The organism is Mesorhizobium sp. WSM4310 (genome assembly GCF_007003935.1).
GTDB lineage: Bacteria > Pseudomonadota > Alphaproteobacteria > Rhizobiales > Rhizobiaceae > Mesorhizobium.
In genome coordinates this window covers 52,130-66,708 of record NZ_VFTA01000022.1, presented here as the reverse complement: position 1 = coordinate 66,708, position 14,579 = coordinate 52,130, and the positions used below count along the sequence as shown (strand labels likewise).

General features: G+C 61.1%; 11 protein-coding genes. 2 read left to right on the top strand and 9 right to left on the bottom strand.

Annotated elements, in window-relative coordinates; all coding sequences use genetic code 11:
* Positions 1-30 precede the first annotated feature (30 nt).
* Complete coding sequence (locus FJV80_RS22345; protein WP_142877442.1) at positions 31-1,797, top strand: adenylate/guanylate cyclase domain-containing protein; 1,767 nt, start codon at positions 31-33, stop codon at positions 1,795-1,797.
* Between the two features lie 12 nt (positions 1,798-1,809).
* Here the strand turns inward: FJV80_RS22345 and FJV80_RS22340 are convergent, their stop codons facing one another.
* From FJV80_RS22340 to FJV80_RS22330, 3 genes are all read right to left on the bottom strand, one after another.
* A complete protein-coding gene (locus FJV80_RS22340; protein ID WP_142877441.1) occupies positions 1,810-3,195 on the bottom strand; it encodes a hypothetical protein in 1,386 nt (461 codons plus the stop codon).
* Positions 3,196-3,292: 97 nt separating this feature from the next.
* A complete protein-coding gene (locus FJV80_RS22335) occupies positions 3,293-3,817 on the bottom strand; it encodes a GNAT family N-acetyltransferase (RefSeq protein ID WP_142877440.1) in 525 nt (174 codons plus the stop codon).
* 73 nt (positions 3,818-3,890) lie between these two features.
* Positions 3,891-4,715 (bottom strand): hypothetical protein, encoded by an 825-nt coding sequence (locus FJV80_RS22330; protein ID WP_095775317.1) that lies wholly within the window; start codon positions 4,713-4,715, stop codon positions 3,891-3,893.
* Positions 4,716-4,919: 204 nt separating this feature from the next.
* On the opposite strand from FJV80_RS22330, the gene FJV80_RS22325 reads away from it, so the two are divergent.
* Entirely contained in the window at positions 4,920-6,335 is a 1,416-nt protein-coding gene (locus tag FJV80_RS22325; protein WP_095775248.1) for an adenylate/guanylate cyclase domain-containing protein, read from the top strand.
* Between the two features lie 46 nt (positions 6,336-6,381).
* Here FJV80_RS22325 and FJV80_RS22320 read toward each other — a convergent pair whose 3' ends face one another.
* The 6 genes from FJV80_RS22320 to FJV80_RS22295 all read right to left on the bottom strand — a co-directional run bounded on the left by FJV80_RS22320 (position 6,382) and on the right by FJV80_RS22295 (position 14,539).
* A complete protein-coding gene (locus tag FJV80_RS22320) occupies positions 6,382-6,861 on the bottom strand; it encodes a class I SAM-dependent methyltransferase (protein ID WP_095789774.1) in 480 nt (159 codons plus the stop codon).
* A gap of 210 nt (positions 6,862-7,071) precedes the next feature.
* A complete protein-coding gene (locus tag FJV80_RS22315) occupies positions 7,072-8,253 on the bottom strand; it encodes an ABC transporter permease (RefSeq protein ID WP_095775246.1) in 1,182 nt (393 codons plus the stop codon).
* On the bottom strand, positions 8,250-9,248 hold the full coding sequence (locus tag FJV80_RS22310; protein WP_095775245.1) for an ABC transporter permease: 999 nt from the start codon (positions 9,246-9,248) through the stop codon (positions 8,250-8,252). The genes FJV80_RS22315 and FJV80_RS22310 overlap by 4 nt, the downstream gene beginning before the upstream one ends.
* A gap of 2 nt (positions 9,249-9,250) precedes the next feature.
* On the bottom strand, positions 9,251-11,149 hold the full coding sequence (locus tag FJV80_RS22305; protein ID WP_095775244.1) for an ABC transporter substrate-binding protein: 1,899 nt from the start codon (positions 11,147-11,149) through the stop codon (positions 9,251-9,253).
* A complete protein-coding gene (locus FJV80_RS22300) occupies positions 11,146-13,041 on the bottom strand; it encodes an ABC transporter ATP-binding protein (RefSeq protein ID WP_095775243.1) in 1,896 nt (631 codons plus the stop codon). Before FJV80_RS22300 ends, FJV80_RS22305 begins: the two co-directional genes overlap by 4 nt.
* 157 nt (positions 13,042-13,198) lie before the next feature.
* Positions 13,199-14,539, bottom strand: a complete 1,341-nt coding sequence (locus FJV80_RS22295; protein WP_142877460.1) for an adenylate/guanylate cyclase domain-containing protein — start codon at positions 14,537-14,539, stop codon at positions 13,199-13,201.
* Positions 14,540-14,579: the final 40 nt, after the last annotated feature.

Below are 14,579 nucleotides of genomic sequence, written 5' to 3'. Positions count from 1 at the left end.
CTGCTATTGTAGGGACGAGGAGACGGACCGATGAGCGAGAATCGCAAGCTGGCCGCAATCCTGGCCGCGGATGTCGTCGGCTACAGCCGGCTCGCGAGCGCGGACGAGGATCGTACCTTGGCGAGGTTGCGGGCCCTGCGCAGCGACCTGATCGATCCGATCATCGCTGTGCACAACGGGCGGGTGATCAAGCGTACCGGGGATGGGGCGCTGGTTGAGTTCCGCAGCGTGGTGGATGCCGTGCGTTGCGCCGTTGAGGTTCAGAACGGCATGGTGGAGCGCAATGCCGGCGTACCGCAGGACCGCCGCATCGAGTTCAGGATCGGTATTCATCTGGGGGATGTCGTTGAAGAAAGCGACGGCGACCTGATGGGCGACGGCGTCAACATCGCTTCGCGTTTGGAGGGCGTCGCGGCGCCCGGCGCCATCTGCCTGTCCGAGGATGCCTATCGCCAGGTCAAGGCGAGGCTGGACCTCTCGGTCAGCGATCTCGGCAGCACGCAGCTCAAGAACATCGCCGAGCCCATCCGGGTCTATTCGCTGCAAGTCGGTAGCGCCGGGACCAAGGCGACCCCGGAAACCGCGACGGGCCGGCCGGCAGCGGCAGCGCCGCCGAAGCTGTCGATCGCCGTACTGCCGTTCACCAACATGAGCGGTGACGCCGAACAGGACTACTTCGCCGACGGCATCTCCGAAGACATCATCACGGCGCTGTCCAAACTGTCGCAGCTCTTCGTCATCGCACGCAATTCGTCGTTCACCTTCAAGGGCCAGAACGTCCGTGTGCAGGAGGTGGGCGCGAAACTCGGCGTGCGGCATGTGCTTGAGGGCAGCGTACGCAAGTCGGGGAACAGGGTGCGCATCACCGCGCAGCTCATCGATGCAACCTCGGGCGGCCATCTTTGGGCGGAGCGGTTCGATCGCGAGCTGACCGACATATTCGCCGTCCAGGACGACGTGACGCAGCAGATCGTCGGTGCGCTGGCGCTCAATCTGACCGAGGGTGACCGTCAGCGGCTGGCGCCCGAGCACCCGCGCAACGCGGAGGCGTATGACTGTTTCCTGCGGGGCCGGGAGCTGTGGCACCGGCTGACGAAGGAAACCAACGTCGCAGCCCGCGACGTCTTGCAACGTGCCATCGACCTGGACCCGAACTTTGCCTCTGCCCACGCTTTCCTCGCACTCACGCACGGACTCGACTACCTCAATAGGTGGAGTGCCTCGCCGCCGGAATCGATGGCGCAGGCGGAAGAGGTCGCAACGCGAGCGGTAACGCTGGATGGCAGCGATCCCTGGGCGCACTGGGCGCTGGCTATAGCCAAGCTGTACACACGACAGCACGATGGGGCCATCGACGAGGCCGAGCGCGCGATCGTCCTCAATCCGAACTTCGCGGAAGGGCACGTCATCCTCGGCGAGGCGCTGTACTATTCGGGCAGACCCGAGGAGGCCCTCGAGAGTTTCGCCCGGGCGAAGACCTTGAATCCATACTTTCCAGATGTGCTTCTGCATTTCCAGGCTTTGGCGGCGTTCCAACTGGGAAGGTACGAAGAGGCCGTTGACCTCTTGCTGCAACGGCTGGCTCGCAACGCTGTCACCGACGTCTCTCGCGCGCTTCTGGCCGCCTGCTACGGCCATCTCAGCCGTTTCGCCGAGGCCCGCGCGGCATGGCAGGAAGTGCTTCGCCTCAACCCCGACTATTCGCTGGAATACCGTCGCAAGGTCTTGCCCTACAAGAACCCTGCCGATTTCGAACTCGTGGTGGACGGGCTCCGCAAGGCCGGTGTCGTGCAATGACAGGAGGCCATGTCAGGTCGCCTTGATCCCAGCCTGGCCGATCTTGCGCCATCGAGCGTTTTCGCGAACCAGTTTCAGGTCGTCGGTCGTCTCGGCAAATGTCCGCAATCGGTATTGCCGGAGCAGTTCCGGGAAAAGCGCCCCTTCCGGCAGGCCGGCAAGCTGCTCGCGGACTGAGATCTTTTCATCGATGACCCGCATGCCCCAGGCATTTTCCCGAACCTGCAGCTCCGCAGCCAGATCGCGCTCTTCCGGCGCGTTTTCATCTAGCGCAGCCAGCAGGATCGAGTGGAAAAGCGCTACATAACCAATCTGTCTCAGGCCACCCACAACCCGCACGCGCGGCAATATGGCGAGGACGAGGAACATCAGGAACAAGTTCGGCAGCAGCACGCCGTCCAGCAGCGCCTGCCTGAGATGCGGCCGCTCGAACGGGATGGAAAGACCATGCGGCCTGTCAGGCTCGATCAGGTGCCCGTTCTCGAGGACGAGCTTGCGCACGCGCTCCTCGCGGATGCCCCAGAAATAAGTCGTGGCATTGGGCAGGAATCTGCCAAATGGGGTCGATGCGGCCTCTTGCAAGGCACGGTCGAGACGCTGGCGCCTTGCGGGCTCAATGAGCAGTCTGGACAGGAGGCTGCCGTCATATTCCAGATGCCGAGCCATGGCAGCCGCGGCGAGTCGATCATCGATGAAAACCGGCAGGGCCATGCCGGAACGATCCCAACTGGCGACTAGGTCTTCGTTGAGCTCTGTGAGCGCATCGGCGGCGGTTGCAAACACCTTGTCCTGGCTGGCGAGCAGTGTGCCCAGCCAACGACTGGCGTCCGTCTCATTGCCCACCGCTTCGAGCGCGCTCGTGTTGAGGGTGACGGGACCGGCCGCGCAGGCGCTTTTGCGGCACAGCTTGTGGCGCCCCATGCCGAACAGGTTGACCTTGTCGTCGCCGACATCGAGCCATCCCGGCCCCTCCCGGCCAACTGTCTCCATGGTCATCGTCGTTCCCATGAAGCTGAAGAAGACGGACAGCCCGTTTTCGACCGCGCCGAGCCAGGCAAGCAGGTGGGCGTCGAAGGTGATCCGGTCCATCAGAAGCAGGCAGTGCAGGCCTGACTGAATCACCGGTCTGTGCTCGAACTCTTCGAGGGCCTTGCCGACCTCTTCAGGCTGCATGATCACCCCGAGGCGCTGCTGCAGGAGGTCGCGCAGGATTGAGCGGGCAGCGATCGCCGGGCTTGATGCAGGCCTTGGCAAGGGCCGCCACAGATGGCGGGCGTATTCGGAAACCGGTGCATTCCAGTTCTGCTCAATGTCACGCACAACTTCCGGGCAAAGCAGCGACAGCACAGCCAGAATGTCCGCCGGAGGCGCAGAGGTAGGGTCAAGGACGGCAGTCATTGGTCCCGTCTAGCCGCTTGCGGTGCAAACGCCAAGGGAGACCAGACTCGGCACGAATTGTTTGACTGGCTGAACGGTTGAGGCCAGACAGCGGATCTTAGAACCGCAGCCGGGCCATGCTCAGGAGGTCGTGGTACCGCCCGTTGGTAAAACCGGCCTTCACATGCCGGCCTTCGACCTCAAAGCCGTGGCTTGCGTAAAGACGGATGGCCGGTTCGTTGTCGGCATAGACGGTCAATTCGACCCGCTTCAAGGCGCGCCAATTGTCGGCCACGTCAAGCAACGCGCCAAGAATGGCCGAGCCAATCCCCTTGCCGACAAAGGCATCGTCAAGGCCGATATTGATCTCGCCGATATGCGAACGGCGCGGCGAACCCTGCACGACCAGGCTGCCATGGCCGACAACCCTGTCGTCCAATTCCGCAACGATCCAGGTGGTTTCCTGGCCGGACTTGGCGATGCGCCGCTCCACCTGCTCCACCCTCTCGAAGGGCATCCTGAGCGTGCCCTCGCGGAAGCCCGGCATGTTGAAGATGGCGCAAAGCGCCTGCGCATCGCTTGGCCGGACGGACCGGATTTGCGGCTGGATCTTCTCGGGGGATGGCGAGGTGGTGCTGGTCATGGCGTTCCGGTGAAGGCAAGAGGCCCGGCACGATGCACCGGACTGCACCTGAAAATCCAGCCGTCTCTACAACCTATGATGCCGATTGCGCGCTGAAATACCGGAAGGCGCCGTAGAGTTTGAAGGCGCCGCTGACGCCGATCCAACCGAAAAGGGCGAGCCAGCACAATGTCCCGGTCGCCGTCCAGCCGATCCGGTGCACGGCGGCGTCGGTGATGACGAGGCCAAGGATGGCAAGCAGGCCGACCAGAAACTGCGCCAGGCCGAGCACCAGCAGTTCTTCGCGCGGCGCGCTTTTCCAGACGAGATATACGCCGCCAGCGCCGGCGAGGAAGATGGCGCTATAGACCTGGGCGTGGAAGGGATCGACCGACCATGGCCAGGTGCGGCTGACCATCAGGGGAAACAGCAGCATGCCGACGCCATAGAGCCCAAGGATCGTCGTTTCCGCCAACATGTAGCCGCGCCATGCGGGATTCAAAGTCACGCCTTTCGCTGAAGGGCGGGCCCTGGCCTGCCACAGGAACAGCCCGGATACCGCGGCCGAGGCAAGATAGACCAGGAACCAGAGCCAGGTCGCTTTTCGCTCGAAGTCGAAATAGCCGAGATTGATCAACGAAACCGCCGACACGATGACGGTGAAGATGAAGGCCATGACGAGCACCAGCCTGCCGGGCGACCACCGGTTCCAGAATAAGAGCGCCGCCATCACCGCCATTTCGGCGGTGTAGAAGCCGCCGAGGAAGCGGGCACTGAATGGCGTGACTGGCCAGGGCCAGCGCGGCTTGACCAGGGCCGGCGCGAAAAACAGGCCTGCGCCGACGATCAGGACGATGATAACCCCTGCGGAGAAAAGGCGCAGAGCCGCGGGAAATGGCGGGTTGTCGGATGTCGGCATGGGAGACGGTCCCAAAGATGAATGCCCCATGACCCATCATAGTGCCGCTTGCGGCTGTTGAAAATCGGCCGAATGGAAATGAATTGTCACCCGGCTTATCTACTCGAATGGCCATACGGTCCGTTTCGAAGTAAAATAGAACACCCGGATCAAAGAGCGGTCCGGTCAACACGCCGCGGGGGTGCATTTTCCGGAGCCTGCACGATGAACGAAGCTCAGGACCTGTTCTCGCTTCTGCGGCAATCGACCGATGTCGATCCACAGGCAATCGACGCGATCAAGCGAACAATCGCGGAGGGCAAGGACCGCGAACTTTGCCGCATCAACGCGCCAGCCTTCGCCAGCAAGCATGGCCTCGACGAGGAACGCACCATAGGCGCGTTTCTCCATGCGGCGCGGGTGGGCATCTTTGACATTTCCTGGAATGTTCTGTGTCCCGGCTGTGGCGGCGTGCTCGACACCAATGCAACGCTGAAAACCATGCAGAAGGAAGAATACACCTGCGCGCTGTGCGCCGAGGGCTATTCGCCGACCCTCGACGAGATGGTCGAGGTGACATTCACCGTCAGTCCCCGCATGCGCAGGATTGCCGCCCACAATCCACACGAACTGCCGTTGGTGGAATATTTCCGCCAGATCTACTGGGCGTCCGGCGTCGATCTGCCGGATGAGGATTTCGCGAAAAAGATTGAAGCGTTCTCGCTGGAGGATATCGAGCTTGCGCCCGGTGAAAAGGCGGTTCTGCCCATACAGCTTCCGTCCCAATTCATCATCGTGTTCGAGCCGGTCACCCACTCAGCGCAGTTCATCGACGTCAAGGGCGAACCAACAAAGGAGCGCCGAAGCCTCTCCTTGGTCTTTGACCGCGACCATGTCCAGAACCAGACGCTGGAGATGCAACCCGGCCCGTTGCGCATTTTGCTGGAAAACAGGACCGACACCCGCGTGCTGCCGACGGTCTTCATCGCTGGCCAGCAATTGCATGATCTCCTCGGTAAACGCCGGCCCTTCCTCACCGCCAAGCGCCTGCTCACCAACCAGACGTTCCGCGATCTCTATCGCGCGGATACGCTCGACATCAACCAGCGCCTGAAGATCACCAGCCTGACCTTCCTGTTCACCGACCTGCGCGGATCGACCGCGCTTTACGAGCGGGTGGGCGACCTTTCGGCCTTCGATCTCGTACGCGCGCATTTCCAGGTGCTGCACGAGATCGTCGCGGCGGAGGCAGGCGCGGTGGTGAAGACGATCGGCGATGCGGTGATGGCGACCTTCGCGACGCCTGATCGCGCGATAGCTGCGGCCCTCAGGATGCGCGATGCCATGCGTGCGCTCAATGACAAGAGCGGGCGCGAGGATCTGCTGCTCAAGATCGGGGTCCATGCCGGCCCCTGCATCGCGGTGTCCATGAACGAGCGACAGGACTATTTCGGCCAGACGGTCAACATTGCTTCGCGGGTCCAGAACCTTGCCAACGCACAGGCGATCTTCGCCACTCGTGCTGTGGTCGACGACGATCTCACCGCCGATCTGCTGCGCAGGAACGCGCTGACGCCCGTGCCTCACGAAGTCTCGCTGCGCGGCATTGAGCGGGAAATAGCAGTATATACGATTCCTTGAAGACTTGGTCCTTGAAGACTTGGTCCCTGAAGACTCGTCTCCGCCCTCACACGCGCCTGGAGAGAAAATAACGATCAGCGGGCTCCGAGGTTGGCGGCGGGAGGCGTTGCAGCTGCGGGTGATCGAGCGGTGTGCCGCTGACCGCGAAGCCGCCGACGCGAAGCATTCGCGCAATCAGATCGGGAAGCCAGGTATTGGTCACTGCATCGCGATCGTCATAGCCGGTGCCGATGTCGGCATGAACAAGAGCGGCATCGATGCCGATGAACCTCTTCGCTGTCTCGCGTATCTCACCGAGCACGAGGTTTTCAGCTTCGGGAATTGAGCTGGCGTGTGCGCCCACTTCGCGGTCGAACACCACGATCCGGCGTCCGGGTAGGCGCTCGCGCAGATGATGGAACGTCCGGCCATTGCCGAGGCCCAGCTCGAGCACGAGCCCCTCCATCTTCGCCACCTCGACGCAGACTTGGTCGAGAATGTCGCGCTGTGCGGTCATCCTGCTGATGAAATTCTCAAGGCGACTCATGTGCGTTTGTGTGTCCTCAACCAGCTAAAGAGATCGGCGATGCCCGCGACCAGAACGGGTCGCGGGTGAAACCCTGGGGCGACGTGTCAAGCCCCGATCGAGTCTCGCCGCATATAGAGGCGAACGATGGACACCGCAACAACCGAGCAGGCAGCCGACAAGGATCATACCGGGTAGAGCCGGCGGCCGGCGCGCGGCGGAGTAGCGATGTCACTTGTAGGGGTCTGCGGCGTCCCGCAAGCCGTCGCCGAGGAAGTTGAACGCCAAGATGACGAGAATGACGGGGAGCATCGGCAAAAGCAGCCATGGATAGAACGCGATCACGCTGACGCTGCGTGCCTCGGTGAGCAGGATGCCCCAGCTGGTTGTCGGCGCCCTCAGGCCGAGCCCGAGGAAGCTCAGCGCCGTCTCGCCAAGGATCATGCCCGGTATGGAGATCGTCGCCGTCGCGATCAAATGCGACATGAAGCCGGGAATGAGGTGACGCCCGATGATGCGGCTGCTGTTGGCGCCCATCAATTGCGCGGCCAGAACGTAATCCTCCTCGCGCAGGGCTAGAAGCTTCGAACGAACGGCCCGCGCCAGTCCGGTCCAGTGGATCAGCCCGAGGATGACGGTGATGCCGAAGTAGATCAGGATCGGGCTCCAGGTTATCGGCATGATCGCCGCCAGAGCCAGCCATAGTGGAATGCTGGGGATCGATTGCAGAACTTCGATTATCCGTTGAACGATCAGGTCGAAGAGACCGCCGTGATAGCCGGCCAGTCCGCCGATGACTATGCCGAGCAGGAAGCTGAAAATGATGCCGACGAGGCCGATTGTCAGTGAAATGCGTGCGCCATAGATGATGCGAGAGAGCACATCCCGCCCCAGCCTGTCGGTGCCGGCGAGAAAGAGTTGGCCGTTTTCGGCAGGGCAGACAAAATGCCTGTCCCCTTCGATCAGGCCCCAGAACCGGTAACTGTCGCCCTTGCAGAAGAAACGGATCCGCTGAACATCATCCTGCTCCTCGATGTAGTTTCGCTTGAGTGTGTCCATATCCAGCGTCATGTGGCGGCCATAGACGAATGGCCCGACGAACTGGCCGTTGTGGAACAGGTGCACCCCCTGCGGCGGCGAATAGATGTAGTCCATGTTGCGCGTGTGCAGATTGTAGGGCGCCAGGAACTCGCAGATCAGTATCCCGAAATAAAGCGCTGCCAGGAATATGCCGGAAACAACGGCAAGCCGGTGCCTTCGGAATTTCCACCACATCAGCCGCAACTGCGACGCCTGAAAGACCTTCGATTGCTCCGGCGTCATCGCCTCGACCGACTCCAGGTCAAAGGGCGCGATGGAAACGTAGTGTTGCAGTGGAGCACCTGGAGCGGGCAGCGGCGAAGGTGTGTTCATTTGGTGCTGCCGCCTTGCAAACGAATTCGTGGATCAAGCAGCGCCAGCGCCAGGTCGGAAATCAGGACACCGATGACCGTCAGGAAGGCAAGGAACATCAGGAACGACCCCGCCAGATACATGTCCTGGCTCTGCAGCGCCCTGATCAGCATCGGCCCGGTCGTTTCCAAGGACAGGACGATCGCGGTGATTTCGGCGCCGGAGATGATGGCCGGCAGGATAGAGCCGATGTCGGAAATGAAGAAATTGAGCGCCATGCGCAGCGGATATTTGACCAGCGCCTTGAAGGGATGAAGGCCTTTGGCGCGCGCGGTCACGACATACTGCTTGTGTAGCTCATCAAGCAGATTGGCGCGCAGCCGTCGGATCATGCTTGCCGTGCCCCCGGTGCCGATGATCAAGACCGGGATCCAGAGATGGGCGAGGATCGACTTCGCCTTGGCCCAGCTCATCGGCTCTCCGAGATATTGCTGGTCCATGAGATGGCCGATGGACGTGCCGAACCAAATGTTGGCGAAATACATCAAAATCAGCGCCAGCATGAAGTTCGGAATGGCAAGGCCGAGAAGGCCGAAGAAAGTCAGGCCGTAGTCGCCCCAGCTATATTGATGCGTGGCGGAGTACATGCCGATCGGAAAGGCGATGAGCCAGGTGAAGATGATCGTGACGAAGGAAACCAGTACGGTCAGCCACATTCGGTCCCCGACGACGTCGCGAACCGGCAGCTCATATTCGAAGGAATAGCCGAAATCGCCGTGCAGCATCCCGCCGACCCAGTAGAAGTAGCGAATGACCGGCGGCTGGTCGAAACCATATTCCTTGCGCATCATCTGGATGCGATCGGAATCCACCGCTTCGCCCTGAGCTCGAAGCTCGGCAACATAGCTGTCGAAATAGTCGCCTGGCGGAAGTTCGATGATCGTGAACACCAGCGCCGATATGACCAGCAGCGTTGGAACCATTACGGCAATGCGCCAGACAATATATCGAAGCACGCTCAGGTCTCTCCAAGCCAGAATGTATCGGGCATATAGACGCCGAAATAGGCAGTCGGGTCGTAGCCGTAGAGCGCCTTGTCAGGCAGGTTGTGCAGCCGCGAGGACGCCAGAACCGGCTGGTACGTTGCGTTCACCGTCCCGATTGAAAACACCTGATCGGTGTAGATCGATAGCATTGAATTCCAGATTTCGGCGCGCTCCGCGGCTTCGGTTGATGCGTTCCAGCGCTTGAGCAAAGCGATCAGCTCGACCACAGGCGGAAGATCGGGCGCTTCACCGACCGTGCCATGAGACAAGTAGTGAGCACCCCAGAGCGGCCATTGCAGCTGGTCGTCGATGGTGGGGGCCAACTGGTACGGGTTCATGTCGGCGGTCGGCACGCCGTTGTCGATGCCCGACCACATCGACATCATGATCTCGCCGCCAAGTGCGCGGCTGCGGAAGATGTCTCGCTGCGAAGTCCGGATAAACACAGCAATGCCGATCTTGCGCCAGTGATCGGTGATGAGTTCGAGCGCGTCGGTTTCCAGGGTGCTTTCGCCGGCCGTTTCCACGATGACCTGCGCCGGGCGTCCGTCGGGAAGTAGCCGCAAGCCGTCATCGTCACGCGTCTGAAGCCCGACCTCGTCGAGCAGCGCATTGGCCTTGTCGGGATCGTGGGCGACCCAGGCTTTCGCGAATTCCGGCCGGTAGAGCGGGCTCTCCGGCAGGACCGTATCGGCACTTTCCTGCGCCAATCCGTAGAACACGGCCAAATTGATCTCGCGCCTGTCCACAGCGAGCGAAAGCGCGCGGCGCACGCGCACGTCACGAAAAAGGCCGCGCCACACCTGGTCGGCACAATTCAGATTGGGCAGCAGCGCCAGCCGCGAGCCCTGCGTGCGTTTCCACAGATGCATCTTCACCGGGTAGCGCTTCTCCGCGTCCTTCAGGAAGGAGTAATCGGCGAAGTCAATTCCCATGCATTGCAGGTCGCTCTCGCCCGCACCAGTCTTGGCGGAAATGATCGCCGACGAACTGACATTCATGACAAACCGGTCAATATAGGGCAGTTGCCGGCCATTTTCGTCAATTCGATGAAAGAACGGGTTGCGCTCGAAAATGAACTGCTCAGCCGGCGGCTTGGTCCGGTTCTGCCAAGGATCCAGCGTCGGCAACTCCGGGTTCTCCGGGCGATACTGCCGAGACATGCGGATATGCAAGAGCGTCCATTTCTTGGCCCGGTACTCCTTCATGAGACCGGCCAGCCGGAATGGATCCTGGTATTTTTTGTGAAACTGCTTGAGATAGGCGGCCGGCAGAACAAGCGGTAGAGGCGAAGCAGCGGCGAGCTTTGGCAGGAAGTCGGGATTGGGCGCATCCCAACTATAGCGGACCGTCAACGGATCGACGATGTCGAAGCGAGGCGGCTTGCCGTCCGCCAGCAGGGCCGGGGCGAGCCCGCCTTGCGAAAGCTCATCGTTCAGCCAGACATCCTCCCAGCAATAGCGAAAATCCTCCGGCGTCAGCAGGCTACCGTCGGACCATTTATGTCCTTCCCGTATCTTGAAAGTGAAGACGCGATCATCCGCTACGTTGAAACTTTCGAGAATGTCGGGTTGCATGTTAAGCTTTTCGTCATAGCCGACCAGGCGAGCATACCCATAGATCGTCATCATCCGGATATCCTTCTGGCTGCCGATGATCGTGCGCAGCGTGCCGCCATACTGGCCGGGCTGCCGGCCCATCGCAGCGAGATTCAACGCGCGCGGGCTCTTGGGCAGGCGTTCGGCGAGTGCCGGCAGCGCCCTGGCCTTCAACTGCGGCTGAAGAAATTCCGGCTCCAGATCGCCGGCGCGCGACGTGCCCGGCAGAAATGCCGAAGCCATGAGGCCAAGGACGGTGCGCCGGCTGATCAATGGCGTAGCTCGCTCACATCGGCCGAACGTCGGGCCAGCACGAGGTGGCCGCCGCCAAGATCGAGCGGCGACAACTTGTCCTCGTCGCCCTCGTCGCGGAATTGCGGTCCCCATGCGCTGGTGTCCGAAGCGCCGCTGAGCTTCAGCGTCTTGAAATCCATCGGCCTGTCGAGATCGGGGAAAGGGACTGCGGCGACCAGCGAGCGCGTGTAGGGGTGGACCGGTTTCCTAAGCAGAATTTCGCGCGGCGCAAGCTCGACGATACGCCCGCCGCACATCACCGCGATGCGATCGGCCATGTAGTCCACCACCGCCAGGTTGTGGGATATGAATAGGTAAGTCAGGCCCAGTTCCTTCTGCAAGTCCTTCAGAAGGTTTAGGATCTGCGCCTGGACAGAGACGTCGAGCGCCGAAACCGGTTCGTCGCAGATCAGCAGTTCGGGCCCCAGTGCCAACGCGCGCGCGATGCCGATACGCTGACGCTGCCCGCCGGAGAAACTGTGCGGATAACGCTTGATGAAGCGCGGATCGAGCCCGATTGCCTGCATCAGGCTCTTGACCGTGGCCAGTCGGGACGCGGCATTGCCACGTTGATGGATTTCCAGCGGCTCGCTCAAGATGTTCTCCACCGTCATGCGAGGTGAAAGCGACGAAACCGGATCCTGGAAGACCATCTGGATTTTCGCACGCAGCATGCGCAAGGCGCCTCTCTCGGCCTCTAAGACGTCGATCGGTCCATCGCGGCCGTTGAAGATCACAGAGCCGCCGCTAGGGGTGACGGCCCGCATGAGGATCTTGCTGACGGTGGTTTTACCGGAGCCACTTTCGCCAACCAGACCCAGGCACTCACCCCGTCTGATATCGAAGCTCACGCCGTCCACGGCGCGAACAAGGGTTTGATGATCTCCGCCGAACCAGCCGGACTTGCGGGTGGTGAAGGTCTTTGTCAAATCCCTGACCGAAAGCAGGATGTCGTCCGGCCCCTTCGATGCCGGCGCCGTCTGCTTGCCGAGCAGGTTCCCGACACTGACCGGCACGTCGCGGAGCGCCTTTAGCCTTTCGCCAGGCTTCAGGTCGAAATGTGGAACGGCTGCCATCAGGCCCTTCAGGTAAGGGTGACTTGGCCGGCGGAATATCGCCTCGACAGGTCCCGCTTCCATGATCTCGCCATGGTAGATGACCACCACCTCGTCGGCGACATTGGCGACCACGCCGAGGTCGTGCGTGATCAGCAGCATCGCCATGTTCAGTTTGGTCTGAAGCCCGCGCAGCAATTGCAGGATTTGCGCCTGGATGGTGACGTCCAACGCCGTCGTCGGCTCGTCGGCGATCAACAGGGCGGGCCGGCAGATAAGCGCCATCGCGATCATGGCGCGTTGACGCAATCCTCCCGAAAGTTCAAAAGGATACATGTCATAGGCACGCCTGGGATCGGGAAAGCCGACAAGGCCGAGCATTTCCTCCGTCCGCGCCTTGCGCTCCGCCCGAGCCATGGGCGTATGAATCTGCAGGGATTCGCTGACCTGGTTGCCGATCGTGTGCAGCGGCGACAGCGATGTCATCGGCTCCTGAAAGATCTTGCCGATGCGGCTGCCTCTCAGCGCCCGGATTTCGGGTCCGTCACGCGGCATCTGCAGGATGTCCTGCGTCGTGCCGGGCTTTTCAGGATCGGAAAACAGGATACGGCCGCGAACATGGGCTGTCCTCGGCAAAATACCCATCACTGCCTGGCTGAGAACCGATTTTCCCGAACCGGACTCGCCCACAAGCGCGGTAACCTTGCCGGGCAGGACGCGAAGATTTGCACGCCTGACGGCATGTAACGGTCCCCCGATAATGGCAAATGAGATGCCAACATCCTCGATCCGCAGCAGGTCAACGCCTGTATTCATTCTCACACCAGCCCCACTCTGGAGGCCTGCCAGGCGGCAGGCCCAGAAATTAAGACTAGCGCATTGCCAGCCTAGAGCAACGTGGATTCGAAACGGTCGCCAGAGGCGGAGCCGGCGATGGACTGCACAGCAAGGCGTACGGATCGGATCGTGGCGGTTACTGAAGCTTCCTCCGGTCGCCCTCCGACAGCCGGGCGGCATCGCGATGAAGAAGCATGAGCTGCTCGGCTTCCGATCTTCGATCGTGAATCGGCTCCAGCGCAGCATCTTCATCGAGTGCGAGAGCACCCGACAGATCGGGTGAAAGCACCGTCAGCTTCTGCTTGATGCCCGCCAGTTCCTCGTTGCCGAGCGTCAGCCAGCTGTCGGCGCCGCAATAGCTGGCGAAGTCTTTGCTGGCGAGAACGCTGTGCGGATACTTCTTGGTCAGGGTCTGGAGGCGCTGGACCTCGTTCACAGCCGAGCCGAAGACAGAAAATGTCAGCCGGTCGGTAAGCCCGACATTGCCGAACATCACATTGCCGACATGCAGGCCGATACCAAATTTTATATGGCCCAATCCCTGCTTCTTTCTGCGCTGATTGAGATCCATCATGCGCGCGCTGGCCTTGCGCGCTGCCGCAAGAGCAGCCTGGCAGGCGATCTCGGACTGCGAGCGGTGCCTTTCGCAAGGGTAGACGGCAATGAAGCCGTCCCCTATGAAACTCATGATCTGCCCGCCTTTGCGATTGAACGGTGCAGCAACGGCGTCGAAAAACTGGTTCAGCGTATCGATATAGACTTCGCGGCCGGAGGTCTCGGCAAGTCTTGACGACCCGCGCATGTCGCCCATGACCAGCGCGGCCCGGATTGTATCACCCTCGCCGCGCTTGATCTGGCCGTCGAGCACGCGCCTGCCGGCGTCGCCGCCGAGATAAGTTGTCATCATGTTGTCGGCGAGCTTCGTGAGTACCGCCATCTTGGTTGCGATAGCGAGATGGTTCTGGATTCGCAGCAGCGCCGAAATCATGCTGTCGCTGAAGCCTGCGGCACTGTCGGTGGACCAGGACCCCAACATACCCTGACCGGTGTTGCCGTTGAAGGGATGGACGAAAGCCATGTAATCGGTGACGCCCATAAGCTTGAGTTCATCGAAAACAGGAAACTCGGGGGGCACCGACGCGTTCAACCGGCGCCGCAGATGGTCGAGCTTGTTGCTGAGCAGATGGTAGTATGGGCTGGTCAGGAATCTGTCGGAATGCACGCCGCTCTCCTTGCGGAAGCCTTCCATTTCCATGCCCTGGCCGCGAAGCCAGGTGAAGCCAAGCGCATCATAAAGCGGATGAAGCATCGAAAAACTCAAATGCACCCGCTTCAGCGGCAGGCCGGCAGCAGCCAGCCGTTCACAAAAGCCTTGTACCAATGTTTCCAGGTCGTTGCCGGCCAGCGCCGATTGGGTCAGCCAATCGGCAACCTTGTCCATGAGAATGGTGGAAATTTCTGCTTGCGCTGTGCTCATGCTATCTCGAAACCCGTCGAAGACGAGCCATCTCCTTTGA

Coding starts and splice junctions, on each gene's coding strand:
- FJV80_RS22345 (WP_142877442.1), top strand. CDS start 31: ATGAGCGAGAATCGCAAGCTGGCCGCAATCCTGGCCGCGGATGTCGTC.
- FJV80_RS22330 (WP_095775317.1), bottom strand. CDS start 4,715: ATGCCGACATCCGACAACCCGCCATTTCCCGCGGCTCTGCGCCTTTTC.
- FJV80_RS22300 (WP_095775243.1), bottom strand. CDS start 13,041: ATGAATACAGGCGTTGACCTGCTGCGGATCGAGGATGTTGGCATCTCA.
- FJV80_RS22325 (WP_095775248.1), top strand. CDS start 4,920: ATGAACGAAGCTCAGGACCTGTTCTCGCTTCTGCGGCAATCGACCGAT.
- FJV80_RS22335 (WP_142877440.1), bottom strand. CDS start 3,817: ATGACCAGCACCACCTCGCCATCCCCCGAGAAGATCCAGCCGCAAATC.
- FJV80_RS22340 (WP_142877441.1), bottom strand. CDS start 3,195: ATGACTGCCGTCCTTGACCCTACCTCTGCGCCTCCGGCGGACATTCTG.
- FJV80_RS22295 (WP_142877460.1), bottom strand. CDS start 14,539: ATGAGCACAGCGCAAGCAGAAATTTCCACCATTCTCATGGACAAGGTT.
- FJV80_RS22315 (WP_095775246.1), bottom strand. CDS start 8,253: ATGAACACACCTTCGCCGCTGCCCGCTCCAGGTGCTCCACTGCAACAC.
- FJV80_RS22320 (WP_095789774.1), bottom strand. CDS start 6,861: ATGAGTCGCCTTGAGAATTTCATCAGCAGGATGACCGCACAGCGCGAC.